This window comes from Sinorhizobium sp. 7-81 (genome assembly GCF_030124405.1).
In the GTDB taxonomy this organism is placed as follows: domain Bacteria; phylum Pseudomonadota; class Alphaproteobacteria; order Rhizobiales; family Rhizobiaceae; genus Sinorhizobium; species Sinorhizobium psoraleae.
In genome coordinates, this window is record NZ_JASKLT010000013.1 from 38,337 (window position 1) to 63,406 (window position 25,070).

The 25,070-nt window shown below is 62.3% G+C and carries 27 protein-coding genes; 19 read left to right on the forward strand and 8 right to left on the reverse strand.

Annotated elements, in window-relative coordinates; all coding sequences use genetic code 11:
• Positions 1 to 13: 13 nt before the first annotated feature.
• Together QN224_RS27605 and QN224_RS27610 are read right to left on the reverse strand one after the other, a co-directional pair.
• Positions 14 to 1,039: a Gfo/Idh/MocA family oxidoreductase gene (locus QN224_RS27605; protein ID WP_283979224.1), complete on the reverse strand. Its 1,026-nt coding sequence runs from the start codon at positions 1,037 to 1,039 to the stop codon at positions 14 to 16.
• Positions 1,032 to 2,024, reverse strand: coding sequence for a zinc-binding dehydrogenase (locus QN224_RS27610; RefSeq protein ID WP_283979225.1), 993 nt, complete (start codon positions 2,022 to 2,024; stop codon positions 1,032 to 1,034). Before QN224_RS27610 ends, QN224_RS27605 begins: the two co-directional genes overlap by 8 nt.
• A gap of 329 nt (positions 2,025 to 2,353) precedes the next feature.
• On the opposite strand from QN224_RS27610, the gene QN224_RS27615 reads away from it, so the two are divergent.
• Genes QN224_RS27615 through QN224_RS27650 form a run of 8 tightly spaced genes read left to right on the forward strand, consistent with a single transcriptional unit; the run spans position 2,354 to position 10,897 of the window.
• Positions 2,354 to 3,460, forward strand: coding sequence for an NAD-dependent epimerase/dehydratase family protein (locus QN224_RS27615; protein ID WP_283979226.1), 1,107 nt, complete (start codon positions 2,354 to 2,356; stop codon positions 3,458 to 3,460).
• A complete protein-coding gene (locus tag QN224_RS27620; protein WP_283979227.1) occupies positions 3,457 to 4,578 on the forward strand; it encodes an NAD-dependent epimerase/dehydratase family protein in 1,122 nt (373 codons plus the stop codon). Before QN224_RS27615 ends, QN224_RS27620 begins: the two co-directional genes overlap by 4 nt.
• Positions 4,575 to 5,726 (forward strand): glycosyltransferase family 4 protein, encoded by a 1,152-nt coding sequence (locus QN224_RS27625; RefSeq protein ID WP_283979228.1) that lies wholly within the window; start codon positions 4,575 to 4,577, stop codon positions 5,724 to 5,726. The genes QN224_RS27620 and QN224_RS27625 overlap by 4 nt, the downstream gene beginning before the upstream one ends.
• 3 nt (positions 5,727 to 5,729) lie before the next feature.
• A complete protein-coding gene (locus tag QN224_RS27630; protein WP_283979229.1) occupies positions 5,730 to 6,863 on the forward strand; it encodes a glycosyltransferase in 1,134 nt (377 codons plus the stop codon).
• Positions 6,860 to 7,948: a glycosyltransferase gene (locus QN224_RS27635; protein ID WP_283979230.1), complete on the forward strand. Its 1,089-nt coding sequence runs from the start codon at positions 6,860 to 6,862 to the stop codon at positions 7,946 to 7,948. The genes QN224_RS27630 and QN224_RS27635 overlap by 4 nt, the downstream gene beginning before the upstream one ends.
• Positions 7,945 to 9,063, forward strand: a complete 1,119-nt coding sequence (locus tag QN224_RS27640) for a glycosyltransferase (RefSeq protein ID WP_283979231.1) — start codon at positions 7,945 to 7,947, stop codon at positions 9,061 to 9,063. The genes QN224_RS27635 and QN224_RS27640 overlap by 4 nt, the downstream gene beginning before the upstream one ends.
• Before the next feature lie 20 nt (positions 9,064 to 9,083).
• Positions 9,084 to 10,124: an SDR family oxidoreductase gene (locus QN224_RS27645; protein ID WP_283979232.1), complete on the forward strand. Its 1,041-nt coding sequence runs from the start codon at positions 9,084 to 9,086 to the stop codon at positions 10,122 to 10,124.
• 2 nt (positions 10,125 to 10,126) lie between these two features.
• Positions 10,127 to 10,897, forward strand: a complete 771-nt coding sequence (locus QN224_RS27650) for a TIGR04290 family methyltransferase (protein WP_283979233.1) — start codon at positions 10,127 to 10,129, stop codon at positions 10,895 to 10,897.
• Between the two features lie 203 nt (positions 10,898 to 11,100).
• Here QN224_RS27650 and QN224_RS27655 read toward each other — a convergent pair whose 3' ends face one another.
• On the reverse strand, positions 11,101 to 11,292 hold the full coding sequence (locus tag QN224_RS27655) for a hypothetical protein (protein WP_173508537.1): 192 nt from the start codon (positions 11,290 to 11,292) through the stop codon (positions 11,101 to 11,103).
• Between the two features lie 85 nt (positions 11,293 to 11,377).
• Positions 11,378 to 11,713 carry a hypothetical protein gene (locus QN224_RS27660; RefSeq protein WP_173508941.1) on the reverse strand — a complete coding sequence of 112 codons (336 nt, stop codon included), beginning with the start codon at positions 11,711 to 11,713 and terminating at the stop codon, positions 11,378 to 11,380.
• Positions 11,714 to 11,853: 140 nt separating this feature from the next.
• On the opposite strand from QN224_RS27660, the gene QN224_RS33945 reads away from it, so the two are divergent.
• Positions 11,854 to 13,116, forward strand: coding sequence for a cytochrome P450 (locus tag QN224_RS33945; protein WP_283979234.1), 1,263 nt, complete (start codon positions 11,854 to 11,856; stop codon positions 13,114 to 13,116).
• 59 nt (positions 13,117 to 13,175) lie between these two features.
• On the opposite strand, the gene QN224_RS27670 is transcribed toward QN224_RS33945, so the two are convergent.
• Together QN224_RS27670 and QN224_RS27675 are read right to left on the reverse strand one after the other, a co-directional pair.
• The gene (locus tag QN224_RS27670) at positions 13,176 to 13,349 is read right to left on the reverse strand and encodes a hypothetical protein (protein WP_173508943.1); all 174 of its coding nucleotides are present in this window, start codon (positions 13,347 to 13,349) and stop codon (positions 13,176 to 13,178) included.
• Between the two features lie 122 nt (positions 13,350 to 13,471).
• Positions 13,472 to 13,978 carry a ferritin-like domain-containing protein gene (locus QN224_RS27675; protein WP_283979235.1) on the reverse strand — a complete coding sequence of 169 codons (507 nt, stop codon included), beginning with the start codon at positions 13,976 to 13,978 and terminating at the stop codon, positions 13,472 to 13,474.
• Positions 13,979 to 14,157: 179 nt separating this feature from the next.
• Between QN224_RS27675 and QN224_RS27680 the strand changes: the two genes are divergently transcribed.
• The 10 genes from QN224_RS27680 (at position 14,158) to QN224_RS27725 (ending at position 21,042) form a co-directional block, all read left to right on the forward strand.
• Entirely contained in the window at positions 14,158 to 14,481 is a 324-nt protein-coding gene (locus tag QN224_RS27680) for a hypothetical protein (protein WP_283979236.1), read from the forward strand.
• A gap of 197 nt (positions 14,482 to 14,678) precedes the next feature.
• Positions 14,679 to 14,828, forward strand: a complete 150-nt coding sequence (locus QN224_RS27685) for a hypothetical protein (RefSeq protein WP_283979237.1) — start codon at positions 14,679 to 14,681, stop codon at positions 14,826 to 14,828.
• A gap of 49 nt (positions 14,829 to 14,877) precedes the next feature.
• Positions 14,878 to 15,051 carry a DUF1328 domain-containing protein gene (locus QN224_RS27690; protein ID WP_173510130.1) on the forward strand — a complete coding sequence of 58 codons (174 nt, stop codon included), beginning with the start codon at positions 14,878 to 14,880 and terminating at the stop codon, positions 15,049 to 15,051.
• A 310-nt stretch (positions 15,052 to 15,361) separates the two neighbouring features.
• Positions 15,362 to 15,970, forward strand: coding sequence for a cytochrome c (locus tag QN224_RS27695; protein WP_283979238.1), 609 nt, complete (start codon positions 15,362 to 15,364; stop codon positions 15,968 to 15,970).
• Positions 15,967 to 16,953 (forward strand): cytochrome c oxidase subunit II, encoded by a 987-nt coding sequence (gene coxB, locus QN224_RS27700; protein ID WP_283979239.1) that lies wholly within the window; start codon positions 15,967 to 15,969, stop codon positions 16,951 to 16,953. The genes QN224_RS27695 and coxB overlap by 4 nt, the downstream gene beginning before the upstream one ends.
• On the forward strand, positions 16,950 to 18,863 hold the full coding sequence (gene ctaD, locus QN224_RS27705; RefSeq protein ID WP_283979240.1) for a cytochrome c oxidase subunit I: 1,914 nt from the start codon (positions 16,950 to 16,952) through the stop codon (positions 18,861 to 18,863). The genes coxB and ctaD overlap by 4 nt, the downstream gene beginning before the upstream one ends.
• Entirely contained in the window at positions 18,860 to 19,462 is a 603-nt protein-coding gene (locus QN224_RS27710; RefSeq protein WP_283979241.1) for a cytochrome c oxidase subunit 3, read from the forward strand. Before ctaD ends, QN224_RS27710 begins: the two co-directional genes overlap by 4 nt.
• Positions 19,459 to 19,770, forward strand: a complete 312-nt coding sequence (locus tag QN224_RS27715; RefSeq protein WP_283979242.1) for a hypothetical protein — start codon at positions 19,459 to 19,461, stop codon at positions 19,768 to 19,770. Before QN224_RS27710 ends, QN224_RS27715 begins: the two co-directional genes overlap by 4 nt.
• Positions 19,758 to 20,648: a cytochrome c oxidase assembly protein gene (locus QN224_RS27720; RefSeq protein ID WP_283979243.1), complete on the forward strand. Its 891-nt coding sequence runs from the start codon at positions 19,758 to 19,760 to the stop codon at positions 20,646 to 20,648. Before QN224_RS27715 ends, QN224_RS27720 begins: the two co-directional genes overlap by 13 nt.
• Positions 20,629 to 21,042, forward strand: coding sequence for a cytochrome C (locus QN224_RS27725; protein WP_283979244.1), 414 nt, complete (start codon positions 20,629 to 20,631; stop codon positions 21,040 to 21,042). The genes QN224_RS27720 and QN224_RS27725 overlap by 20 nt, the downstream gene beginning before the upstream one ends.
• Before the next feature lie 2 nt (positions 21,043 to 21,044).
• Here QN224_RS27725 and QN224_RS27730 read toward each other — a convergent pair whose 3' ends face one another.
• Together QN224_RS27730 and QN224_RS27735 are read right to left on the reverse strand one after the other, a co-directional pair.
• A complete protein-coding gene (locus tag QN224_RS27730) occupies positions 21,045 to 21,878 on the reverse strand; it encodes a cytochrome c (protein WP_283979290.1) in 834 nt (277 codons plus the stop codon).
• A gap of 454 nt (positions 21,879 to 22,332) precedes the next feature.
• Entirely contained in the window at positions 22,333 to 24,894 is a 2,562-nt protein-coding gene (locus tag QN224_RS27735; RefSeq protein ID WP_283979245.1) for an FAD-dependent oxidoreductase, read from the reverse strand.
• Between the last annotated feature and the right edge of the window lie 176 nt (positions 24,895 to 25,070).

The following is a 25,070-nucleotide window of genomic DNA, read 5'->3' on the forward strand; positions in this document are numbered from 1 at the left end:
GGCAGCGGGTTATCTATCGCCCGTAAATTCTGTCGAGGACATCCGCCACCGCGACCAGGCGTTCATTGTCGGGATCGAAACGCTCCCCTGCGGCCAGGCGCTTCGCCCAGGCGGCTGCCGCGCGCCCGCCCCAAGCGTCGGGAGGGAGCGCCAGCACCTGCCGTTGTGTCCCGCGATACCGTTCGGCCGAAAAGTCGAGATAGGACCCGCTCACGTTTCTAAAACTCGCGCCGCCTCCGGTGCCGTGAAAGTCGGCGGCAATTACCGCGTCGCATCCAGCCTGCAAATGCCACGAGCATGCGATACGGGCGACAACGCCGCTCGCCAATTCGAGAGTCGCGACGGCGTAGTCCTCAACGTCGTCGCCGTCGCGGCGGACGGGAGCCCCTTTGCACATCAACCGGCTTTCGACCCGAACGACATCCGGGAACCCGAGGACCCAAAGGAGGAGGTCGACGAGGTGCACGCCGAGATCGATGACGCAGCCGCCGCCGGAAAGTGCCCTGTCGTAGAACCACGGCTTGCTGGGCCCATAGGCGTTGTGAAAGGTGAGATCCGCGGCGAAAACGGTGCCGAGTTCGCCCTCCGCGATCAGATCGCGGATCTGTTGCATCCCATCGGTGTGACGATAGGAAAGGTCCACGCTCAACAGTCTGTCCATGTTTCGAGCCGTGTCAACGACGGCTGCCGCCTCATCACGCGTACGGCCGAGCGGCTTCTGGCAAAAAACCGCCACGCCTTGCTCCAGCGCGACGATCGATTGGGCAGCGTGGAGCGCGCTTGGCGAAGCGATTACGACGCCGTCCAGTTGCTGATCGAGCAAGGATTCGAAGGAATTTACGACTGTGGCCTCGGGCGTCAGCTCGCGAGCCGCCGCGGCCATCTCCGGTGAGGGATCGAAGATCGCAGCGGTTTCGACAGATCCGGTGTCGACGATCGCTCTCATGCGATGGAGGCCGATTCGTCCGACGCCGAGGAAGCCGACGCGGGGGCGGCCGGCGCGTTGCGGGTTCGTTGAAAGCGGTATCACGCTACCCATCGTAGATCACCAGCGCCTTGATGAAGCCTTCCGGCCGATCGCGGGTCATGTCCAGTGCCGCGCCGAGCTGTTCGAGCGGAAACCTGTGCGTATAAAGGCGTGAAGGGGACATCCGCCCTGCGGCGGTGGCCGCGATCGCCTCATGGATGCCGCGCATGTAGACGGCGGGATCGCGCTCGTGCGCATTGATCACATCGAGGCCGCGCCAGTTCCACAGCTGCATGTTGATCTGCCGCGGCCCGTCCTGATGGTAGCCTGCGATGACAAGCCGCCCACGCTCTTTCGTCAGTTCGCCCGCAAGGTCGAGTGGCCACTGCTTGCCGACGGCCTCGATGACGCAGTCGCAGAGCTCCCCCGAGGTCAGTTGCTTCACCTCTTCGATAATCCGCCAATGATCGTCCATGGCAACCACATGGTTGGCACCGGCGCGCTCTGCCGCAGCGAGCGACGAAGGTCGGCGTGAGATGGCGATCACCCGTGCGCCGGCGGCGCTTGCGAGTTCGGTCAGAAGAATTCCGAGAAAGCCGATGCCCACGATCGCCACGGTCTCCCCCGGCTTGATCGCGCTGCGGCGGAAGATATTGAAGGCGCAGCCGAGCGGTTCGCCGGGAAAGGGCTGATCCGCAAGCGCCGCAGGCAGGGGGGCTATGGCTGTTTGGTCGGCAACGTCGTGCGTCGCATAGGCGTGATAGGAGAGTGCAGCCACGCGGTCGCCCGCTGCAAAACCATGCACGTCGTCGCCAACCGCGTCGATAATTCCCCAACCCTCATGGCCGAGCGCCCCTGGTTCGGTCGGGAACTGCATCCAGTCCGGTCCCGCCCAGGGAACGAGATTGGAGGCGCAGACGCCGCACCCTTCGAGTCTGATCCGAACTTGCCCGCGGCCCGGGTGTGGCAGCGGCAGGGTTTCGATATGCACTTTGCCTGGCCCGGTGATAATCGCCGCAGACATCGCATCCGTCCGCTGAGGCGCCGCTATGTTCATGCCTGTTCCCTCCCGCTGTCGAGACCAATCCGGCAGCCCGGGCGCGGCATTGCAATACCGCAAGGACCGATTGGCCACTTTCCGGGGCAAACTGCAAACGACCCTCGGCTGCCTTTGCGCCCTTAACTTGATGTTGCAGCTTTTGTTCCTGATGCCCTCATTTCGCGTGGAACACTCGCGCGAAAGCGAGGTTTGTACCTTGAGGCGGGCCCCACCATGCAGCTGATCAAAGTAGAACAAGAAGAAGAAGTCATGGATGAAGGAACATTTGCTACCCAAGCTTGTTGGAGCTTTGTCTCTATCTCTGATCGAACATCGTCAGGTGCATCATGACAAAGGTTCTTGTTACCGGCGGATGCGGTTTCATAGGTCGGCATGTGGTCGAGGAACTCCTCTCGAGGGGCTACAGCGTGCGCGTGTTGGACGTGCTCAATGAGCAAGTTCACGCGGATGCAGAGATTGCGCTGCCGCCTGACGTGGAGATGCGGCAGGCCGACATTCGCGACGCGGTTGCAGTAGGAAGCGCGCTGGCGGACGTCGATTGCGTTGTCCATCTCGCAGCCGAGGTCGGGGTCGGTCAGTCGATGTACGAGATCGCCCGCTACGTGGGCGTCAACGACTTCGGAACGGCCGTCCTGCTTGAGGCGATGATCGGAACGCCGGTCCGGCGCATCGTGGTCGCTTCGTCGATGAGCGTCTATGGTGAAGGCCTCTACGAGACGACGACGGGCGAGCGTTGTGCGCATGTCAGACGTTTCCCCGCCGCAATCCGGGCAGGCTCATGGGATCCGGCCGGCCCCAACGGGGAGCATCTCAGACCGGTGGCGACGGATGAACACAAGCCGGTCGATCTCGCCTCTATCTACGCGCTGACGAAGTACGCCCAGGAGCGCCAGGTTCTGATTTTCGGGGAAGCCTATGGCGTGGAGGCTGTGGCGCTTCGCCTCTTCAATGTCTACGGCGCCGGTCAGGCGCTTTCCAATCCCTATACCGGCGTGCTTGCCAATTTTGCGTCGCGGCTTGCCAACGGACAATCGCCGATGGTGTTCGAGGATGGCAGACAACGGCGGGACTTCGTTCACGTTCGAGACGTGGCACGGGCGTTCAGGCTGGCGCTTGAGCGGCCACATGCCGCCGGTCACGTCATCAATGTCGGCAGCGGCCAGGCCTACGCGATCGCCGATGTCGCCTCCCTGCTTGCCGATGCGATGGGAGTACCCGAGATCGAGCCGGAGATCATGAACAAGGCCCGCTCGGGCGATATCCGCAATTGTTTTGCCGATATTGCCACGGCGCGAGACCTGCTCGGTTTCGAACCCGCCCATCGACTCGAAGATTCACTCGCCGATTTCGCGCAATGGGTCGGCAGCGTCGGTGCGATCGACCGGGGCGCCGAGATGAAGCAGCACCTGGAAGCCCGGGGGTTGGTTCTATGAGCGCCGGGTCTCTGGACAGGCGTGCTCGCCTGGCGACGCCCGCCCTTTCCAGGAAGACGGCGGCAATCGTCGTCGTGGGCGGCAGCGGCTTCGTCGGCAGCAATCTCGCCGACAGTTTTCTGCGGGAGGGCGAGGAGGTGATCGTCCTCGACAATCTCAGTCGCGCCGGCGTCGAGCGAAACCTTGAATGGCTGGTGGACAATCACGGCGGCGCCGTCCACCCCGTGCTCGCCGATGTCCGCGACCTCGCCGCAATAGAGCCGGTCTTCAGGGACGCAAAGGCCGTTTTTCATTTCGCGGCGCAGACGGCGGTGACGACCAGCCTGCAGCAGCCGATCGACGATTTCGAGACGAATGCGCGCGGCACCCTCAACGTGCTCGAAGCCGCACGCAAAGCCGGGCGTAAGGCGCCGGTCATATTCGCGAGCAGCAACAAGGTTTATGGCGCACTGACGCAAATGCAGATAAACGAGATCGGAGAACGCCACTTCCCGGTCGACGAGGTGGCGCGCAGCCATGGTGTCAGCGAGGCGCAGCCGCTCGACTTCTGCACGCCCTATGGCTGCTCGAAAGGTGTGGCGGATCAATACGTGCTGGACTACGCGAGGTCCTTCAAGCTTCCGACGGCCGTGCTCCGGATGAGCTGCATCTATGGTCCAAGGCAGTTCGGCACCGAGGACCAGGGATGGGTCGCGCATTTTCTCATTCGTGCGCTCGCGGGCGAGTCGATATCGATCTATGGCGACGGCAAGCAGGTGCGCGACATCCTCCATGTCGGCGATGCGGTCGCCGCCTACAGGGCGCTGCTTAAATCGATCGACCACTTCAAGGGTCGCGCTTTCAACCTCGGCGGCGGGCCTGAGAATGCGGTCAGCATTGCCCAGGTTCTGAGCGAGATCGAACTCCTGACGGGGCGCCGGCTTGCGACGGTGAAGCGCGACTGGCGCGCCGGCGACCAACTGTTCTTCGTTGCCGATACGCGCGCGCTTGCCGACGCGGTCGGCTGGAAGCCCCGTACCGCCTGGCGCGCGGGGCTGCGTGATCTGCATGCCTGGCTTCTGAAGGATTGGAACGAGGTAAACAAGGTTCACCACCAAGCAAAGAGGATCACCGCATGAGCGATCGTGCCGGTTCCGCCCTTCGCTCTATCAACCTCGGTGGCACCCAAGGTCCGCTGCCGCGGCGGATCATCATGAGCGTCGATGCTGTGGGTGGCGTGTGGCGTTACGCGATGGACCTCGCCGAAGCGCTACGCGGCGCCGGCGTGGAGACGCTGTTCGTCGGCTTCGGCCCCGAGCCTTCCGCGCATCAGCGGCGCGAGGCTACCGGCATCGGCACGCTCGAATGGTTCGCAGCGCCGCTCGACTGGATGGCCGGCGACGAAAGCGAGCTCGACCGCGTGCCGGACCTTTTGACGGAACTGTCGCTCAGGCGCTCGGTCGATCTCTTGCATCTGAACCTGCCTTCGCAGGCGGCCGGCTTCCCGGCGCAAACGCCTGTCGTCGCAGTCTCGCATTCGTGCGTAGCCACGTGGTTCGAGGCCGTGCGCGGTTCTGACTTGCCGAGGGATTGGCGCTGGCAGCAGCGGTGCAACCGATTGGGCTTCGACCGCGCCGACGTTGTTCTTGCACCGAGTGCGAGCCATGCCACCGCACTCGACCGCTGTTACGGCCGGATCGACAATCTCGCGGTCGTCCACAATGCGAGCCGAAACCCGTGCTCTGTGGCCGTCAAGGAGAATTTCGTCTTTGCCGCAGCCCGCTGGTGGGACGAAGGCAAGAATGGTGCGGTGCTGGACCAGGCTGCCGCGCGTATTCGCTGGCCGGTCGTCATGGCAGGCGCATGCGACGGGCCAAACGGCGAGCGTCTGGTAATCAAACATGCCGATCATCAGGGGGAGTTGAGCCACGATCGGGCGTTGGCTCTGATGTCGAGGGCCGCGATCGTCGTCTCTCCCTCTGTCTACGAACCGTTCGGGCTGGTTTCGCTTGAAGCGGCACGCACCGGCGCCGCCCTCGTACTTGCCGATATCTACACCTATCGCGAGCTTTGGGAAGGTGCTGCCCTGTTCGCCGATCCCGGCGATCCCGCCGCTCTCGCGGATGCCGTCAACGCTTTGGCGAACGATGCACGGCGCACGGCTGAACTCGGCCGGCGGGCACGATTGCGGTCGGCAGAATTTTCCATCGAAGCCCAGCGCGATGCGGTGCTCGACATCTACAGGCGAGCGATGCGCAGGTCTCTTCAACTGATGTCTGCGGAGTGAGCGATGCGCTTTCTTTTCTACACCCATTCGCTTGTTTCCGATTGGAACCACGGCAATGCCCATTTCCTGCGCGGCGTCATGCGGGACCTGCTGCGACGCGGCCACGATGCGGTGGCGCTCGAGCCGCGCGATTCCTGGAGCCGCCTCAGCCTGATCGCGGATCAGGGCGTCGGACCCATCGCGGCTTTCCGCAAGCACTTTCCGGAGCTGCGCGTCGAGATCTACGATGCCGATTTCGATCACGAGGCAGCGATCGGTGAGGCCGACGTCGTCGTGGTGCATGAATGGACCGAGCCGGCATTGGTCGCCGAACTCGGCCGCATTCGTCGCGCAGGCGGCAGCTTCACGCTCGCCTTCCACGATACCCATCACCGCGCCGTCACGGCGAAGAGTGACATCGCCCGCCTCGATCTTTCCGGTTACGATTTTGTCCTGACCTTCGGCGAGGCGCTGCGCGAACGCTATCTCGGCGCGGGCTGGGGCAGACACGTCTTTACTTGGCACGAGGCCGCCGACACTTCGTTGTTCCATCCAATTGCGGATGTCGAGAAGAGAGGCGATCTCGTCTGGATCGGCAATTGGGGCGATGACGAGCGCAGCGCCGAGATCACGTCCTTCTTCGTCGAGCCCGCGCGACAATTGAGGCTTGCGGCGACGGTGCGGGGCGTAAGATATCCCGAAGCCGCCCTCCGGGCATTGCGCGCGTCGCGAGTCGTCTATGGCGGCTGGCTCGCGAATGCCGCCGTTCCGCGGGTCTTCGCCGAGCATCGCGCGACTGTGCACATTCCTCGACGTCCCTACGTCGAAGCCTTGCCGGGTATACCGACCATCCGGGTTTTCGAAGCTCTCGCCTGCGGGATTCCGCTGATTTCGGCGCCTTGGAACGACACCGAGGGTCTTTTCCGCCCGGGCACGGATTTCCTTTTCGCTAGGAACGGCAAGGAGATGAAGCGTCTTCTGCGCCAGGTGCTCTCAGAGCCAGCCTTCGCGCAGGAAATGGCTGCCTCCGGATTGGCAACGATCCAGGCACGCCATACGTGCGGGCATCGCGTCGACGAGCTTCTTCGCATCCTTGCGTCCTACAGGCCAAAGAAGGTTGCGGACGGCCGCATTGCCTCCAAGGAGATCGCGATATGAGGATCGCTTTTTACGGATCGAGTCTCGTTTCAGCCTATTGGAACGGCGCGGCGACCTATTATCGCGGATTGCTCCGAGCGCTTGCCGCGCGCGGGTATGAAATCACTTTCTATGAGCCGGATGTGTACGACCGGCAGAAACACCGCGACATCGATGTGCCGGACTGGTGCAGGGTTGTCGTTTATCATGGAACAGTCGCGGCGTTGAAGCGCGTCGCGACGGAAGCCGCCAACGCCGACGTCGTTGTCAAGGCGAGCGGCGTAGGCTTCGAGGACGATCTGCTTCTCGCTGAAGTCATGGCGTCTGCAAACCCGGCTGCGCTGAAGATCTTCTGGGATGTCGACGCCCCCGCCACACTTGCAGAGCTGAGGGCCGCACCCGATCATCCTCTCCGGCGCACGCTTCCTTCCCTGGATCTCATCTTGACCTATGGCGGCGGCGATCCCGTGGTCGAGTCCTATCGCGCCATCGGCGCGCGGGAATGCGTTCCCATCTACAATGCCGTCGACCCTGAGACGCATCATCCCGTGGCCGCGGAACGGCGCTTTGCCGCCGATCTCGCCTTCCTCGGTAACCGCCTGCCGGATCGGGAGGAGCGAGTGGACGCTTTCTTCCTGCAGCCGGCACGCCAGCTCTGGCAGCGGCGGTTCGTGCTCGGCGGAGCCGGCTGGCACGACAAGTCCCTGCCCGCAAACGTCGCCTATGTCGGCCACGTTCCGACTGCCGACCACAACGCCTTCAACGCGACGCCGAATGCAGTCCTGAACATTTCGCGCGCCAGCATGGCGGAGAACGGCTTCTCGCCGGCAACCCGCGTTTTCGAGGCGGCCGGGGCAGGCGCCTGCCTGATCACCGACGCGTGGGAAGGCATCGAACTCTTCCTGACGCCCGACGAGGAAGTGCTGGTCGCCAGAGACGGACAGGACGTCATCGAACTCATGGCCAATCTCACACAGGCGAGCGCGAAGGAGATCGGAGAGCGGGCGCTCCGTCGCGTGCTCGGCGAACACACCTACGCGCATCGTGCCGCGGAAGTGGACCGCCTTTTCCGGAGCCGGGCGCGCCAGGTGGAGGCAGCCGAATGAACCGTCCGCTCGACATCGTCGTCCTCGGTCTCTCGCTTTCCTCCTCGTGGGGCAACGGCCATGCGACGACGTTCCGGGCATTGCTTCGCGGTGTGCGCGCTGCCGGCCACAAAGTGACCTTCCTCGAAAGGGACGTACCGTGGTACGCCCGCCACCGCGACTTGATCGCGCCGGACTTCTGCAATCTCATCCTTTACAAGGACATCGACGAGTTGCTCGTGCGGCATGCCGGCACGCTGGTGGGGGCGGATGCCGTCGTCATCGGCTCCTATGTGCCGGACGGGGTGGAAGTTATCGACATCGTCGTTGACCTCGCCCCGAAGCGGTTGTGTTTCTACGACATCGATACGCCCGTGACACTTGCCAAACTCGAACGTGGCGACGAGGAATATCTTGCCCGCCGTCAGGTTCCGCTCTTCGATCTCTATTTTTCCTTCTCCGGCGGCCGGACGCTCGATCGGCTGCGAGGCGAGTTTGCAGCCAGACGGCCTCTGGCGCTCTACTGCGCCGTCGATCTAGACCTCTATCGCAACACCGGTGCGCCAAGGGAATGGGACCTCGGCTACCTCGGTACCTTCAGCCCCGACAGACAGCCCGCGCTCGAGCGCTTGTTGCTGCAGCCGGCGCGGCGATTGCCGGAAATGCGCTTTGTTGTTGCGGGGCCGAGCTATCCTGCGGACATCCGCTGGCCGAAGAACGTAGCACGCATCGAGCACTTGCCGCCTTCCGAGCACGCCGAATTCTATAGCCGCCAGCGTTTCACTCTGAACGTGACGCGTACTGACATGGTGGCGGCCGGTTGGTCGCCGAGCGTTCGGCTCTTCGAGGCGGCCGCATGCCGCACGCCGTTGATCAGCGATTGGTGGGAGGGCATCGACAGCTTCTTTGCGCCCGGGGAGGCCGCCGTCATCGCACGCGACAGCGGCGACGTCGTCGCAGCTTTGGCGGGCCTCACTGACCAACAGTGCAAGGCGCTTGCCGATTGCGCTTATCAGCGCGTCGCAAGTGCGCACAGCGCGGCGCCCCGCGCCAGGGCCTTCGTCGAGGCAATCGAAAGCGTCGCGCCCAAGACCAATCTCGCCACGAGACACTCCGAGCGGAGGTTTCCGGTCTAACACCGAAAGGAGAACGGCCCATGGCAAGAAGAAACCGAGGAAGTCGAGGAAAGATCATCCTGGTCGCCGGCGGCGCCGGCTTTGTCGGCTCCCATCTTTGCTCAGCGCTTCTCAGCGCCGGCAATCGGGTGATCTGCCTCGACAGCTATCTCACCGGTTCCCCTGCCAATCTGAGCAGTCTGCAGGACAATCCTTACTTCACGGTGGTCGAGCAGGACGTCTGCGACGAAATCGAGATCGATGAACCGCTCGACTGCGTCTATAACCTGGCTTGCCCCGCCTCACCGCCGTCCTATCAGGCCGACCCGATCCATACGATGATGACCAGCGTGACAGGGACCGGAAACCTTCTACGGCTTGCCGAGCGGCACCGAGCCGTCTTCCTTCAGGCGTCGACGAGCGAGATCTACGGCGATCCGTTGGAGCATCCGCAGCAGGAGGACTACTGGGGTCATGTCAACTGCACGGGACCGCGAGCGTGCTACGACGAAGGCAAGCGCGCAGCTGAGGCTCTGTGCTTCGACAGTCTGAGGGCCGCAAACGTGGATGTGCGGGTTGCTCGCATCTTCAATACATACGGCCCGTATATGCAGCCCAACGACGGCCGGATCGTCTCGAACTTCATTGTCCAGGCCTTGAGAAACGAGCCGCTCACGATCTATGGCAGCGGCGAACAGACGCGCTCGTTCTGCTATGTGTCCGATCTCGTCGAAGGATTGATCAGGTTGATGAATCGCCAGCCGAATCCCGGCGGGCCGGTAAACCTTGGCAACCCAGGCGAGTTTACGGTCATCGAACTGGCCGAGCTGGTATTGTCCAAGATCGCGACCGCGTCGACGATCGTCCATGTGCCCTTGCCGCCGGACGATCCGCAGCGCCGTCGACCGGATATCGCGCGCGCCAGAACGCTTCTCGACTGGCAGCCGAAAGTTCCGTTGCAGGACGGGCTGTCGCCTACCATAGCCTGGTTCCAAAGTGCGCTTGCGAAGCAGCGAACCGTGCGCCGGCCAGGTCGCTCTCGCCGTCGCCCGCAACAGCCAGTCCTTTCCCAGGATCTTTGATCATGGTTCAGCAGACCCAAGACTGCATGGCCATAGAGGATCAGATCGCTGCGCTGGGGCCCTGGTTTCACAACATGCGGATCAAGGGCGCCGAGACATCGCCCGATCATTTCCTCGGGGACTATCCTGCGGTCAAATGGAAGTCTTTTAGACATGTCGTCCCGGAAGACCTTGAAGGCAGAAGCGTGCTCGACATCGGCTGCAATGCGGGGTTCTACTCGCAGGAAATGAAACGCCGCAATGCCGGCCGCGTGCTCGGCATCGATTCGGATCCGCGCTATCTGCGGCAAGCGAAATTCGCGGCAACACAGACCGGGATCGACATCGAATTCAGGCTGATGTCCGTCTACGACGTGGCACAACTCCGCGAGAAATTCGATCTCGTCCTCTTCATGGGTGTTCTTTACCATCTCCGTTACCCGCTGTTGGCACTGGATCTTCTTTACGAACACGTCGTCGGCGACGAGATGCTCTTCCAGTGCATGCAGCGCGGCGCGAATTCGGCGGCGCCGTTGGAAGCGGACTACGATTTCCAGGAGTGGCAGGTCTTCGACCGGCCCGATTACCCCAAGTTGTTCTTCGTCGAACACCGCTTCGCCGACGATCCCACCAACTGGTTCATTCCGAACAGGGCTGGGGTGGAGGCGATGCTTCGCAGTTCCGGCTTCGTCATCGAAGCCAATCCCGAACGGGAGGTCTATCTCGTCCGGCGAGGACAGCGCCCGTACATGAATGAGCCCGTTCCGAGCGTCGGCGCTTCCATGGAATCTTAGAGCAATCAGGAAGTGTGTAACGATCTTCCCTCCGGAATTGCGTAGTTTCAAAGAGCTAGATCGTTCACTGCTTCAATGAGACAGCGAGACAAACCGGCTACAGCGCCGCGCAGGTCGCTGTAGCCGGTTGAATTGCTGCATGTTTCATTCTTAAACCGATTTAAGAAGACATGCAGCAGTCAATGGTTCTTCGAAGAGCGCAGTCAGCCGTGTTGCCGAAGCTGCCTTGCCTCCTGCTCAAGCAGGTCGGCCACTTCGCCGAGCGTCATGTGGGTGACGCAAAGGTGAATGGCGCACTCGAGGAAGCGCGTCGATGACCGGCGCAGGTATAGTGCTTCTTCCTGGGCCGCCAGCCTGGATAGCGGGCTCCTTCTGTCGTCGTGGTGATCAGGCATTCGAAAAACTCCTTCGGTTGCCTCCAAGACCTGGTTGTGCGGCAACGGGAGCACCTTCTCCGCGCGGCCAAGCTCGATGTTGCGATCACCCGGCGCCGACAGCGAGAGCAAAGACGCCGGCGACGACGACAATGGCTGCCATCAAGAGGACAAGGCGATACTTCGGCGATCGGCGGGGCTCTGCGGTCGAGAGAGGCCGCATCGCGTCGCCGTATTCGGTGGAGGCGTCGGCTTGCCCGTCCGAGCGCTGCCCGGCTCTGGCAGTTCCCGTTGCCTCTGTGGTCAAAGGCGTGCCCGCCGCCTCGTCATCCGTTTCCAACGGTGCCGCTGAAGGGTCGAAGCCGCGCTTCTTGTCGCCTGTGCGCCCGCGCTGTATATCGCCGCGCACCTGCGCGGGATTGCTTTCAGGCAGCTTGGACATGATCGCTCCTTTTTGCCGCTGCAGCACAACCGGCATGCACTCCGTTTGTTCCCGACGGCGACCGCGATGCGGTCCCAATGTCGGATCGAGGAACATCTGCAGCACCGACGAGTTCGGCTACAGAAGGAGCCTGGCAGGAAGTGAAAGCCATCCCGCAAACATCATCGCTCGACAGTACGCTGGCGCTGCTGCACGAAGGCTACGCGTTCATCTCGAATCGCTGCGATGAACTCGGGACGGACATTTTCCAGAGCCGATTGATGCTCCGTCCTGTCGTGTGCATGCGCGGTGAGGAAGCGGCGCGTCTCTTCTATGGCGCCGACGGTGTGACGCGTGTCGGTGCGATGCCGTGGACCGTGCTGCGCCTGCTTCAGGACAAGGACAGCGTTCAGCAGCTCGATGGGGAGGCGCATCGGCGGCGGAAGGCCATGTTCATCGACATCGCGATGGATGACGCAGCCGTCGCCGCCCTTCTGGAGCGGTTCCGGCAGCACTGGCTCGTTCATTTCGAGAAACGCAAGGAGGACTGCGATCTGCGTGAAGCGGCGAATCTCATTCTCACGAAGGCGTCCGCAGATTGGATAGGCATTCCGCCAAGCCGGCGCGATGACGTAAAGCTTGCTCGGCGGCTCGCCCTGATGATCGATCGTACGGGTCGTCCGGGGCCAGCGGCATGGCTTGCCCTCGTCTCACGGCGCCGCCTCGAGCGCTGGCTCGTAACGATCGTGACGGCGCTTCGCGACGGATCGCTCGAGGTGGCCGAGGGATGCGCGCTAAGGAGGATCAGCCTGGACTACGGGGACGCCGACGGGCAGCCTATGTCGGAGGAGGCGGCGGCTGTCGAACTGCTCAACCTCCTGCGTCCGATCGCTGCCATCAGCCGATGGGTTGCTTTCGTCGGTCTGGCGCTTGCCCGAAATCCGCAGTGGCGGGAGCGCTTTGGTCAAGGGCAGGACGACGATATCGATGGATTTGTCGAGGAGGTGCGGCGCCTCTATCCCTTCTTCCCATTCGTCGGCGCGCGGCTGGCGCGGAGTCAAGATTGGCTAGGCTATTCACTGCCAGAAGGCAGTTGGCTGCTACTCGACCTCTACGGAACGACGCATGATCCGAGACTGTTTCCGTCCCCCACGAATTTCAGCCCCGAGAGGGGTCTCACCTGGCGCGACCTCGACTTCCGCTTCATCCCGCAGGGCGGGGGCCGGCCGGAATCGAGCCATCGGTGTCCCGGCGAAAAGATAACCGTCGAAATCCTGAAAGAAACCGTGAAGCTGCTTTGCGGAATTCTTCCGCTCCGGATAACGCCGGTAAACGCCGACGTCCCCCTGGGCACAATTCCGGCCTCTCCGGTGCCGGCTATCCGAGTAGGGCCGGACCGGGCAGGGCCGCGCTCCTCCGCTTAACCGCAAAGCCGGCCCGCGTCGCTGTGTCGGGTAGTTCCACGGCAACTCGACCGAGCAGTTCACTGGGACTTGTCTTCCTGCGATTCTCCGTAGAGCTTCCTGACCTTCCGGTCCTGTGCTTCCTTGACGGCAGGCGGAAGCGGCTTCTGCCGCATGACCACGTAGGCGAGCGCGGCACCAAGTGCGAAGGCCCCACCTGCGGTTACCAATAGCCAAAGGTAGTCGATCAACATTGTTGCGCCTCCTCAATAAGGCCAACCGATGTGACGACCGAAGGTTCCAAGGCAGGATTGTCTGCTTGATGCGTCCGCGTAGTGGAATGAGCCGGGCAGTCGGGGCTCGACGGGCGGCGCGATCAATGTTTGGCCGTCACGTCGCGCTCGTCGCGTTCCAGGAACCTGCGCGTGATCTGCGCGGCGTGCTGATCAAGCCACTCGGCCATCGCAACCTCCTGCTGCAGAATGATCTCGCAGACCCGCTTCGTTTCCTGATCGCCTGCGTACTCGGCGGCAGCGATGAGAATCCTGTAGCTTGCGATTTCCATGTGCTCGAACGTGTAGCTGGCCAGTGAACCCTTCACCACCTCGTCTTCGACAAAAAGGCCGCTCAAACCCTGCCCGAGGGCAATGATCTTGCCGCCGATGTCCTTGACCGTCGACGTTCCGCCATTCAGTCGCTCAAGACATTGTTCGAGCATCGCGGCCTGATCGCGAGTCTCCTGCAGGTGCGAGTCGATCCTGGATTTGAGTTCAGGATAGTTTTCCAACCGTCGGGATTGGCTGGTGAGCATCGTGATTGCCTGTTCTTCCATTGCATGCGCATCTCTGAGCCAGGCCTGCAAGTGGGCGGTCGCGTTCGCCATCACGGGGTCCTTTCGTTTTCGGTGGTGCTCCAACCGGTGACCTCTGGAAATGTTCCGGCATCAAATGGGGGGTGGGCTGAACGCCGGCCGCCTGGAATCGGAACAATACCGATCCATGGCGATTGGATGCAGCAAACCGCGGCCAGTCGTTCGACGCGACGCCATCTGTTGAGGCAATCATGCAGGAAGAACTGAAAGTATATCGGCTGTCGCCTGTGGCGAAACCTGACGATCCGAATTGGCAGAACGCCACGTATCAAGGCGAATTGATCGTGGTTGCAAGATCGAGCGGCGACGCCCGTATCGTTGCCTCGCAGGCAGAACTCGACTTTCGCGAGATCGACGCGAAACCTGCAGAAGGTGTCACGACCGACATGGCGAGTGCCTTCCGCAGCGAGAAGCTCTACACCGTGATCGAGGAGGGGCCGGCACCGCCGGATGCAAAGCGCGGAGTGATCGGCGGCAAGGTGAGACTCGACAACATCATTTCGACGCAGCTCTGAGCACGTGCGGCCGCTGACGGGGCCCCGCCCCGGGAATTTGCCGTGCCTTCGCTAACAACCCACCCAATCCCCGCCCCGGGGGAAACGAGCTCCGGGCTGGACGGACTGACGGCCGTCGCAAAGCACGCGCTCGGAACTTTATCTGCATTTCTCGGTTGCGTTGTGCGCAGAACCTTAATTCTTACGAGGAGGGCGACATGGCTACAAACCTGAAGGACGGGAAGGCGACCAAGAGTTCAAAGGGTACACACGGCGGAAATCGCGGCGGCGATCAAGGGAAAAAGGACGACGTCAAGAAAAGCAGCCAAGCGGCGGGCAAGGATCCGCACCGAGGAAGTAGCCGCTGATGCGGCGATCGCGGCGATATCTTGAAACAAGAGAACAGAAGGTGTGGCGGTGCTGAAGTGGGCTCTTATTTTCTTCGTGATCTCGTTGGTGGCTGGCTTCCTCGGATTCTCCGGCATTTCCCAGGCGACGGCAGGCATCGCCAAGATATTGTTTTATATCGCTGTCTTGATTTTCCTCGTGTTCCTTATTCTGGCGCTGATGGTCGGGGGTGCGGTCACCTAGCGCCAGCTCGGCTGAGCCGGACGGCGTGACATTCCAAAAGGGCTTTGCGGCGCGTATTATCCGGAAGCCAGCGCGTTCTTGCCCTTGAGCAATCAGGCCCGTCTGATGCCGACGCAAAAGCGCTGTCGTGCAAGCTCTTGCCGGTACACCTCCGCCGGTTCAGCGAGATGCTCGTTGGCTACTGCATGATTCCTTAGATCGGAATCGATTTAAGGACAAAATCATGCAGAAATTCAAAGTTCTACAGCGACCCTTGCGCGTCCGATTAGACGCGCGGCGCTGTAAGGGCCAGTGGTCTGGAGCTTAAACGATGCCAGGCAAGGTTCTCAGGGGTGGCGTTGCTCAGCCGTTGGCCATTGCCTTATTTTCCGTCGCGCTTGCTGGTATCGCGACTCTCGTCGGATTGGAACGTCAGCCGCGGCAGTATCGGATAGACCCTCCGGTAGCAGCCGCCCTTGACGAGTTGCGCCTGATGCCGACCGGCATCGGCGGTGCGCCTCCCGAGGTCTATTTCGCGCTCGACAAGCCGTATGAAACGAGCGCGTATGATCTGAGCCAGGGCAAACGGCTCTATTCCTGGTTCGGATGCGCTTACTGTCACAGCGACGGTCGAGGCGGCGCGGGTCCGTCGTTGATGGACGGATGGTGGTTATACGGGCCTTCTGCGGTCGCGATAGCAGCCTCCATTCGAGACGGGCGCCCGCATGGAATGCCGGCTTTTCGTAGCAGGATGACAACGGAACAGATCTGGCAGCTTGCGGGCTATGTCCGGACGATAGGCGCCTATTCGGCTTCCTTGGCGGCTCCGAGCAGAAACGACGACAAGCATACCCGACCGGCGGAGAACCGGGCACCGGCCGCCACTCTCTTCAACGAAGAACCGGCACCTCCGCCGTCGGAGCGAGGGCCGCCGTCGTGAAGCGCAACTTGATCCTCCTCCTGCTCGCGTTCTTGATCTCGGGATGCAGCGGCGCCCAGTCGGTCCTGGACGCCAATGGCCACGCAGCGATTGTGCTCAAGGAATTAATTCTTGCGATGGTGCTTGTCTGTTCCGCGGTGTGGTTCCTCGTGATGATCGCATTGGTTTCTGCACTCGCGCGTCGGCGCGATCAAGCGACCGGTGCGATTTCGGAGCGGAAAGCGACCGTCGCCGTTTCCGGGGCGGTCGGCGCAACCGTGCTGGTCGTCAGTGGACTGACGATCGCCAGCTTTTATACCACCCGTGCGCTCTCCGAGGCTGAGGATCCGGAGCTGACAATCGTTGTCAGGGCGCATCAATGGTGGTGGCAATTCACCTATGTCGATCCGCGTTCCACCCAAACCTTCGTGACGGCCAACGAGCTCCACATCCCGATCGGGAAAGATGTGCGGCTGCGGCTCGAAAGCAGCGACGTCATTCATTCCTTTTGGGTGCCAAGCCTCGCCGGCAAGCAGGATCTCATCCCGGGCCGCGAGAACATCCTGACGCTCCGCGCGGAACGACCGGGCGTCTATCGCGGCCAATGCGCCGAGTTCTGCGGTCTGCAACACAGCCACATGGCCCTCTTTGTAGTCGCCGAAGGGGAGGCCGATTACGAGCGATGGGCCGAGGGACAACGCGGAACGAGCGTGGAGCCAAGCGAGGCGGAGGCGGTCGCAGGGAAAGCCGTGTTCATGGCCAGGCAATGCGCGGCATGCCACACGATACGCGGCACCGGAGCGTCGGGAACGACCGGGCCGGACCTGACCCATGTCGGCAGCCGCCGCACCATTGCGGCGGGACTGCTCGAAAACACCCGTGGCTCGCTTGCCGCATGGATCGCCGATCCCCAGACGCTGAAGCCCGGAAACAACATGCCGCTGGTTCCTCTGACAAGCGACGAGCTGCGGCAGCTTGCCGCCTATATGGAGGTCCTTAAATGATTGAGGACCGGAAGCGGCCGCCGCTGACGGACGACGGATTGGACGATGCCGTGCTCGAACGGCATCTGTCGCAAACCTGGAGTGCGTCGCCCGGCTTCTGGGGTGCGCTTGCGACGGTCGACCACAAGGTCATTGCGCGGCGCTACATCGTGACCGCATTCGTCTTCCTCATTCTAGGAGGGCTGCTGGCGATCGCGATGCGCATTCAGCTGGCGTGGCCGGAGGCGCGTTTTCTCGATCCCGACCGATACAACCAGATATTCACCACCCACGGGAGCACCATGATGTTCCTGTTCGCGGTCCCGGTGATGGAAGCCATGGCCATCTACCTCGTGCCGCTCATGGTCGGTACCCGCAATATCGCCTTCCCGCGGCTGAATGCCTTTTCCTACTGGATCATATTGATCGGCGGCCTGCTCCTGTGGATTTCCTTCGCGCTTGATGCGGCACCCGACGTCGGATGGTTCGCCTATGTGCCGCTGTCCGGGCCGGAGTATGGTCCCGGCAAGCGCGCCGACATCTGGGCGCAGATGATCACCTTCACGGAGCTGTCGGCACTCGCGGTGGCGGTGGAAATCGTCGTGACAGTATTCAAACAGCGCGCTCCCGGCATGTCGCTCGACCGCATCCCCCTGCTGGTATGGTCCATGCTCGTCATGGCTTTCATCGTGATCATGGCGATGCCGGCGATCATGTTCGCAAGTTCAACGCTGATCCTCGATCGCCTCGTCGAAACGCAATTTTACAATCCGGCCGAAGGGGGCGACGCGTTGCTCTGGCAGCACGTGTTCTGGTTCTTTGGCCATCCCGAGGTCTACATCATATTTCTTCCGGCCGCGGGCATGGTCTCAACGATCGTCGCGACGTTCTCACGCCGCCCCGTATTCGGCTACTTGCCGCTGGTGATGGCTTTCATCGCCACTGGCATTTTGGCCTTCGGCCTCTGGGTGCATCACATGTTCGTGGTCGGTTTGCCGCGGCTCGGCGAGAGTTTCTTCACGGCGTCGAGCATGGCGGTCGCCGTACCCGCGGGGGTTCAGATCTTCTGCTGGCTGGCGACCTTGTGGCTGGGGCGGCCGGTATTCACGACATCGCTCCTGTTCGTGATCGGCTTCATCGTCACGTTTGTGATCGGGGGCCTGACCGGAGTCATGGTCGCATCCGTGCCATTCGACACCCAGGTCCATGACACATATTTCGTAGTGGCCCACTTTCATTATGTGCTCGTCGGCGGCGCCGTCTTTCCGCTGCTCGGCGCGATCTACTACTGGTTTCCAAAAATGACGGGCCGGATGATGAGCGAAACGCTTGGCCGATGGGCCTTCGGCCTCATTTTCCTGGGTTTCAACCTGACATTTTTCCCGATGCACATCCTCGGCCTCCAAGGCATGCCGCGTCGCGTCTATACGTACCAGCCGGAGCTGCCGTGGGCGGGGCTGAACCTCTTCATCAGCCTGAGCGCGCTCGTCCTGGTTTCCGGCTTTGTCATCTTCTTCGTCGATGCCCTCCGCAGCTGGCGATCAGGCAAACCAGCCGGACCAGACCCCTGGGAGGCGGGGACGCTGGAATGGGCAACGGCCTCGCCACCTTCGGCCTATAATTTTCGCAGGATTCCCGTCGTCGACGACCGCGAGCCTCTTTGGTCGCGCTCCGAGGCACTCGCCGTCACGAAGGGGCTGCAGGTCGATCGGCGGGAACTCATCGTAAGCAGCGTGGTCGAGGCCCTGCCGGAAGCGCGGGAATCGTCACCACGAGATTCGATATGGCCGTTCTGGGCGGCGATCGCCACTTCGATCATGCTGATCGGTTCGATTTTCACGCCGTGGGCGGTCGTCTGGGGCTCGATCCCCATCGCGGTGACCCTGATCGGCTGGTTTTGGCCGAAGGGCACGGTTGAGGACACGTCATGAAGGAAAGGGTGGTGCTGGACGTATCGAAACTGCCCATGCATGGCATGGGCATCGCCAGCCCAGCCTGGTGGGGAACCTGCGCTTTCATGCTCATCGAAGGCAGCGGTTTTGCCTTGGCGATTGCGATTTATTTCTATCTGTTCAGCCTCGCTCCAAAGTGGCCGATCGATGCGCCGTCGCCGGATCTTTTCGCCGGAACCGTGCTCACGCTGCTCCTTCTGGCAAGCATCGTCCCGAATATCCTCGTGTCCCGTTGGGCGAAGGCGAGGGCGCTTGCGAAGGTTCGTATCGGGCTGATCGTGATGTCGCTCCTGGAGGCGGCGCCGCTGGCGCTGCGCATCTTTGAATTTCCTGCCATGCATGTCAGCTGGGATGAAAACGCCTACGGCTCGATCGTGTGGACGCTGCTGGGGCTCCATACCGCCCACATCATCACCGACCTCATCGATACGCTCGTCCTGACCTGCCTGATGTTCAGCCGGCACGGCGACAACACGCGCCGCTACGGCGATGTCGAAGACAACGCCCTCTATTGGAACTTCGTGATCGTCGCGTGGCTTCCTCTCTATGTCTGTATCTACTGGGTGCCCCGCCTATGAGCATCGGGATCGCGAAATACGCAGGATTGCTTCTGGCGCCCGGCGCGTGGGCGATCAACACCGAGCTTGCTCAGATACTGCCCTACGTCGATTGCGGCGCCGGGACTTCCTGGTCGGTTGTCGCCTCGTTCGGCGCTGCGATCCTGGCACTTGCCGGCGCCCTTGTTCCCCATCGCCGTTTCGCGCAAGGCGGGCCGCGAACTAAGCTGTTCATCGCCAGGCTGAACGTGCTTGTCGGTCTCGCCTTCGCCTTTGCCCTTCTTCTCCAGGGAGCGGCTACGATGCTGCTCGACCCATGCCTACGATAGTTGCCGCGCTGGTGTTGTTCCTTGCGGCGGGGCCGGCTGCGGCCCATGAGACGCAGCCGCATGCCTCCGCGTTCGTCTGGAGCTTCGATCGCTGGATCGTTACGCCGATCGTTGTTGCAGGACTGCTCTACGCGTTTGGCTCCTTCAGGCTGTGGCGGCGCTCAGGGAGCGGCCGCGGCATCACTGCGGGGGGCAGTCTGATCTGGTGGACCGCATGGCTGGTGCTCGTGGCGGCGCTGGTTTCGCCTCTGCATTTCATTGGCGAGCATCTCTTCGCCCTGCACATGATCGAACATGAACTCGTCATGGCGGTCTCGGCACCTCTTTTCGTTCTCGCGCGGCCGGTGGGCGTGCTGCTTTGGGGGTTGCCGAGGACGATCCGGCGCCTGACCAGGCGGGCGATGAAGGAAAAGGTTGTCCTGGCCGCATGGGACTGGCTTACCCGCGCAAGCGTCGTCACTCTGTTGCATGGGACAGCGATTTGGGCCTGGCACGCTCCGGTGCTGTTCGATGCAACGCTTGCGGATGTGACGCTCCACCGATTGCAACATCTCAGTTTCTTCATGACAGCGCTTCTGTTCTGGTGGTCGATGCTTTGGCGGAGCGACCGGGGCCTGGCGGCGTGGCATCTTTTCCTGACCATGTTGCACACCAGCGCCCTCGGCGCCCTGATCGCGCTTGCGCCGCGCGTCGTCTATCCAGTCCAGACGCAGACTGCGCCGGAATGGGGCCTGACGCAGCTCGAGGATCAGCAACTGGCCGGCATGTTGATGTGGATGCCCGGCGGTGTCATTTACGGCGGAGCGGCAGTGGTGCTGCTGGCGCTCTGGATCTCAAATTCGAGCAGAGGAGGGCTTGATGCAAGCCGCTTCCGCTGACCTTAAAGCTCCCTTGATCCTGGCGGGCATCGTCATCGTGCTGCCTTTGGTCATGATTGCAGCCAGTGTCGTCAAGGAGAGGCAGCAGCGGCGCTCCGTGGCGGTTGCAATGACGCAGGGCGATCCATCCTTAGCGCCGCCGATCTTTCGCCGGTATGGCTGCGGCGGATGCCACGTCATTCCGGGCGTACCCGGTGCCGATGGCAAGGTCGGCGGTCCGCTTGTCGACCTGCGCGAGCGCGTCTATCTCGGCGGCGTCATCGAGAATACGGCGGATAACCTCATAAACTGGATCGTCTCCCCGCAGCGGTTTTCACAGCGTTCCGCCATGCCGGCGACCGGGATCACCGAGCCGGAGGCGAGGCATCTCGCGGCCTATCTTTATGTGCAATGACCTCAAGGATGCGGTGTGGGGCGAGGCGGCAATGATTTGATGTACCGGGCGATCGCCAATCGATCGCTTTGCGGCAGTTGCGACGTGTTGGCAACGACGTCGATCATCGTTGATCCCACTCGCCGATGATCGGGCGTCCTGCCGCTTGTTAGCATTTCCGCAAGGTCGGACTCGGACCAATGGCCGATCCGCTCCGGCGTTATGTTGGGGACGAAACCGGTCCCCTCTTGATCCGGTCCTCCGGCAAAGCGAGCGGCCGGCTTGACCGCGCCGAAGATGTTGCGCGTCGAGTGACAGTCGGCGCAATGCGCGAGAGCTTCGACGAGGTAAGCTCCCCGATCGCGAACGGGGTCCCTGGTCAGGACAGCCTCCGACTTGCCTTCGTGAAAGAACAGCAGCTTCCAAAAGCCGACGCCGCGGCGGACGCGGAAGAAGACGAAGAGATCGTGCGGCGGCGCGCGGCCGGAAACGCGCGGCAGCGTCTGGAGGTATGAATAGAGGTCCCTGACGTCGTCGAGCGTCATGCCGGTGTAACTGGGATAGGGGAATGCCGGATAATAATGCCTGCCTTCCGGAGAGACGCCGCTGATCAAAGCGTTTGCCAGATCGGCGACCGACCACGACCCTATGCCGTCGACAAGATCGGGCGAGATATTGGGGACCCTGAACGTCCCGAAGGGCGATGCGAGCGCGAGGCCGCCGCCGAGTTTCAGGTGATCCGGCTGTCCCGGTGTGGCATGGCAGGAGGCGCAACCTCCCGCGGCAAAGATGATCGCGCCACGCGACGCGCTGCCCTCGTTCAACGCCGACCCGGAATCGAACTTCGGGGCTGGCATAGTCAGGAACCAGCACGCGCCGGCCGCGAACGCCGTCGCGGCAACAGCCAGCGCCAGCGGCCAGTTGAAGACAAGCCCCGTCAGGCCAGCCCGCAGAGAAGCAGGTCGGCTGCCGCCGGCCTCGGGAAGGGAACGTCCAGTCTCCATCAGCGACTTACTCGATGACCTTCGGCTGTATTCTTGCGCGATCGAACTCTGCGAGCGGCTCGGGCGTGTCGCTGCCCGTAGGGCAAATAAGTGCTCTTGGTTCGTCGTCCTCATGTGTTGCGTGCCGGCTTGGCCTGCAAGCTCGAATGGAAACGCTCTCCTGACCAGGTTTGTTCGCCTGGCGTCGGCGTTCGCTCGTCCTCGCTTGCGATGGACTCTACATCGCGCAAAAAAAGCGTGCCCGCTCGGCAAGAGCGGGCACGCTTGTCAGATACCTCGGAATGTGTCTGCCGCGAGGGCGGAAAGATCAGGTCCGGGGCTTGAGGTTTTCCGGGTCGTAGAGCGGCTTGTAGCCGACGCCGGCCACTTCGACGGGATAGGTCTCGCCGAAATATTCCACCTTGAGCTTGCGGCCGACCTGGCAATGGGACCAGGGCAGATAAGCAAGCGCTATGTTCTTGCCGATCGTCGGACCGTAGGCGATCGACGTCGTGAACGACCGGCGGCCGAGTTCATCGACGAGCGTCTCGCCGATCTCGGGATCCATGACCGGAAGGATGCCGACCGGATATCGGGCGACGCCCTTCGAATCGACATTGTCCGTCATGACGAGCGTGCAGAGCATCGCCGGCTGATGCGAGCGGGCGCGATGTTCGAGATGCTTGGCCTTGCCGCGGAAGTCGGCCTCCTTGACCTTCGGGCGGGCGAGGTCGGCTTCCAAGAGGTTGTATTCGGTGAGGAGATCCGCGTTCTGCAGGCGCAGGCTCTTCTCCATGCGGCGGCTGTTGGCATAGGTCTCGACGCCGAAGGCCATCACGCCGGTTGCCCGGAGCGCGTCCCAGACCGCGAGCGCATCGCCATAGGCCATGTGCAGTTCCCAGCCCTGTTCGCCAACATAGGAGATGCGGAATGCGGTAACATCCTTGCCGGCAATCCGGATCGGCTTGATCGCGGCGAAGGGGAAGTTCTCCGGCGCCAGCCCCTCGGGGTTCTCGACAACCTTCTGCAAGGTCGTGCGTGCGTTCGGGCCCCAAAGGCCGATCGTCACGTATTTCTCCGTGACGTCGGTGACCGTCACGTCAAAACCCTTGTCCTCGGCAATCCGGCGCACATAGTGGAAGTCGCGCGGGCCGGCGTCGGCGCCGTCGATCACGCGGCAGCGGTCGGCCATGCGGATGACCGTGAGGTCGGCGCGCACCATGCCCTCGTCGTCGAGGAAGTGGGTGTAGATGCCCTTGCCGATATTGGCGTCGCCGCCGATCTTCGCGGCGCAGATCCATTCCATCAGCTCGACATGATCCGGGCCTTCGACATCAAACATGTAGAAGTGCGACAGGTTCACCATGCCGCAATCCTCGCTCATGGCGAGGTGCTCGGCATTGGAGACGCGCCAGAAATGGCGGTTGTCCCATTCGTTCTCGCGTACCGGGATACGGTCGCCGTATTTCTCGAGCAGATGCTCGTTTGCGGCGTAGCCGTGGGCGCGCTCCCAGCCGCCGAGCTCCATGAAGTGGCCGCCGAGCTCCTTCTCGCGCTCCCAGAAGGGCGAGCGGCGCACGCCGCGGCCGGTGTCATAGGGTTCGCGCGGATGGACCGCCGGATTGTAGATTTTTCGCGCGGCCTCGCCGCAACGGCTTTCGATGAACTTCTCCTCGAGCATGTGAGGGTAGAAGCGCGAATAATCGATCTTGTTGTGGTCGATCGAGGTGCGTCCGTCCGTCATCCAGTCGGCGACGAGCTTGCCGAAGCCGGGGCCGTCCTTCACCCAGATGGCGACGCAGTACCACAGGCCCCTGACCTTCTGGCTTTCGCCGACCGAAGGCCCGCCATCCGTCGTCACCTGCAGCAGGCCATTGAAGGAGTGACTTTCATTGTAGCCGAGTTCGCCGAGGATCGGGGTCAGCTCCATCGCCCGCTCCAGCGGCTCCAGGATCTGTTCCATTTCGAGGTCGCGCTGCGAGGGCGAAAGCCGGGCTTCATGCTTTTCGAGAAGTTCGCGGGGATGGCACAGACGCGGGTTGGTCTCCTCGTAGTAGCCCCACTCGATCTGGCCACCTTCAGCGGTCGTCGGATCGCCGGTGTCGCGCATATAGGCGGAGTTGCCCTGGTCGCGCAGAAGCGGCCAGCCGATTTCCTTTCCGGTGCCCTCGAATTCGTTATAGGGGCCGAAGAAGGTGAGCGGATGGTCGACAGGCATGACCGGCAGGTCCTCGCCCGCCAATTCCGCGATCAGCCTGCCCCAGAGACCAGCGCAGACGATGACATAATCGGCTTCGATCGTGCCGCGATGGGTGACCACGCCCTTGATGCGACCATCCTTGATGATGAGCGACTGCGCGGGTGTGTTGGCGAAGGCCTGGAGCTTGCCGGCAGCGACAGCCTGGTCGACCAGCTTGCCGGCAACCGTCTGCGAGCGCGGGATGACAAGACCGGCGTCCGGATCCCAGAGCCCGCCCTGCACCATGCTCTCCTCGATCAGCGGGAAACGCTCCTTGATCTCGGCCGGCTCGATCAGGCGCGCACGGGTGCCGAAGGCCTTGCCGGAAGCCACCTTGCGCTTGATCTCTTCCATGCGATCGTCGTCGCCGACGCGGGCGACTTCGAGGCCGCCGACGCGGGCGTAGTGGCCCATCTTCTCGTAGAAGTCGATGGAGTAGAGGGTCGTCCAGCAGGACAGGAAGTCATGGCTCGTGGTGTAACAGAAATCGGAGGCGTGCGCCGTCGAGCCGATATCGGTCGGGATGCCGGATTTGTCGATGCCGACGATATCGTCCCATCCACGCTCGATCAGGTGATGCGCGATCGACGCGCCAACGATACCACCAAGGCCGATGATTACGACCTTCGCCTTTTGCGGAAACTCTGCCATGAGTGCGACCCTAGTTAGTTTGGAAGCCGGATATTAGGGCTTGCGGCGCAACGACTACAGCCTGTCTACGACATAATCATCATGCTGCACGACCAGAATGGGATAGTCCGCGGACCGCTGGCGCATGATTGTCGGGGCCGCCATCCCACTGATATCGTGAGGAAAACGCCGAAGAG

Coding starts and splice junctions, on each gene's coding strand:
- QN224_RS27710 (WP_283979241.1), top strand. CDS start 18,860: ATGAAGGAAAGGGTGGTGCTGGACGTATCGAAACTGCCCATGCATGGC.
- QN224_RS27675 (WP_283979235.1), bottom strand. CDS start 13,978: ATGGCGAACGCGACCGCCCACTTGCAGGCCTGGCTCAGAGATGCGCAT.
- QN224_RS27720 (WP_283979243.1), top strand. CDS start 19,758: ATGCCTACGATAGTTGCCGCGCTGGTGTTGTTCCTTGCGGCGGGGCCG.
- QN224_RS27670 (WP_173508943.1), bottom strand. CDS start 13,349: ATGTTGATCGACTACCTTTGGCTATTGGTAACCGCAGGTGGGGCCTTC.
- QN224_RS27685 (WP_283979237.1), top strand. CDS start 14,679: ATGGCTACAAACCTGAAGGACGGGAAGGCGACCAAGAGTTCAAAGGGT.
- QN224_RS27695 (WP_283979238.1), top strand. CDS start 15,362: ATGCCAGGCAAGGTTCTCAGGGGTGGCGTTGCTCAGCCGTTGGCCATT.
- QN224_RS27615 (WP_283979226.1), top strand. CDS start 2,354: ATGACAAAGGTTCTTGTTACCGGCGGATGCGGTTTCATAGGTCGGCAT.
- QN224_RS27635 (WP_283979230.1), top strand. CDS start 6,860: ATGAGGATCGCTTTTTACGGATCGAGTCTCGTTTCAGCCTATTGGAAC.
- QN224_RS27725 (WP_283979244.1), top strand. CDS start 20,629: ATGCAAGCCGCTTCCGCTGACCTTAAAGCTCCCTTGATCCTGGCGGGC.
- QN224_RS27655 (WP_173508537.1), bottom strand. CDS start 11,292: ATGCCTGATCACCACGACGACAGAAGGAGCCCGCTATCCAGGCTGGCG.
- QN224_RS27715 (WP_283979242.1), top strand. CDS start 19,459: ATGAGCATCGGGATCGCGAAATACGCAGGATTGCTTCTGGCGCCCGGC.
- QN224_RS27660 (WP_173508941.1), bottom strand. CDS start 11,713: ATGTCCAAGCTGCCTGAAAGCAATCCCGCGCAGGTGCGCGGCGATATA.
- QN224_RS27620 (WP_283979227.1), top strand. CDS start 3,457: ATGAGCGCCGGGTCTCTGGACAGGCGTGCTCGCCTGGCGACGCCCGCC.
- QN224_RS27645 (WP_283979232.1), top strand. CDS start 9,084: ATGGCAAGAAGAAACCGAGGAAGTCGAGGAAAGATCATCCTGGTCGCC.
- QN224_RS27735 (WP_283979245.1), bottom strand. CDS start 24,894: ATGGCAGAGTTTCCGCAAAAGGCGAAGGTCGTAATCATCGGCCTTGGT.
- QN224_RS27650 (WP_283979233.1), top strand. CDS start 10,127: ATGGTTCAGCAGACCCAAGACTGCATGGCCATAGAGGATCAGATCGCT.
- QN224_RS27610 (WP_283979225.1), bottom strand. CDS start 2,024: ATGAACATAGCGGCGCCTCAGCGGACGGATGCGATGTCTGCGGCGATT.
- QN224_RS27640 (WP_283979231.1), top strand. CDS start 7,945: ATGAACCGTCCGCTCGACATCGTCGTCCTCGGTCTCTCGCTTTCCTCC.
- QN224_RS27625 (WP_283979228.1), top strand. CDS start 4,575: ATGAGCGATCGTGCCGGTTCCGCCCTTCGCTCTATCAACCTCGGTGGC.
- ctaD (WP_283979240.1), top strand. CDS start 16,950: ATGATTGAGGACCGGAAGCGGCCGCCGCTGACGGACGACGGATTGGAC.
- QN224_RS27730 (WP_283979290.1), bottom strand. CDS start 21,878: ATGCCAGCCCCGAAGTTCGATTCCGGGTCGGCGTTGAACGAGGGCAGC.
- QN224_RS27630 (WP_283979229.1), top strand. CDS start 5,730: ATGCGCTTTCTTTTCTACACCCATTCGCTTGTTTCCGATTGGAACCAC.
- QN224_RS27605 (WP_283979224.1), bottom strand. CDS start 1,039: ATGGGTAGCGTGATACCGCTTTCAACGAACCCGCAACGCGCCGGCCGC.
- QN224_RS27680 (WP_283979236.1), top strand. CDS start 14,158: ATGCAGGAAGAACTGAAAGTATATCGGCTGTCGCCTGTGGCGAAACCT.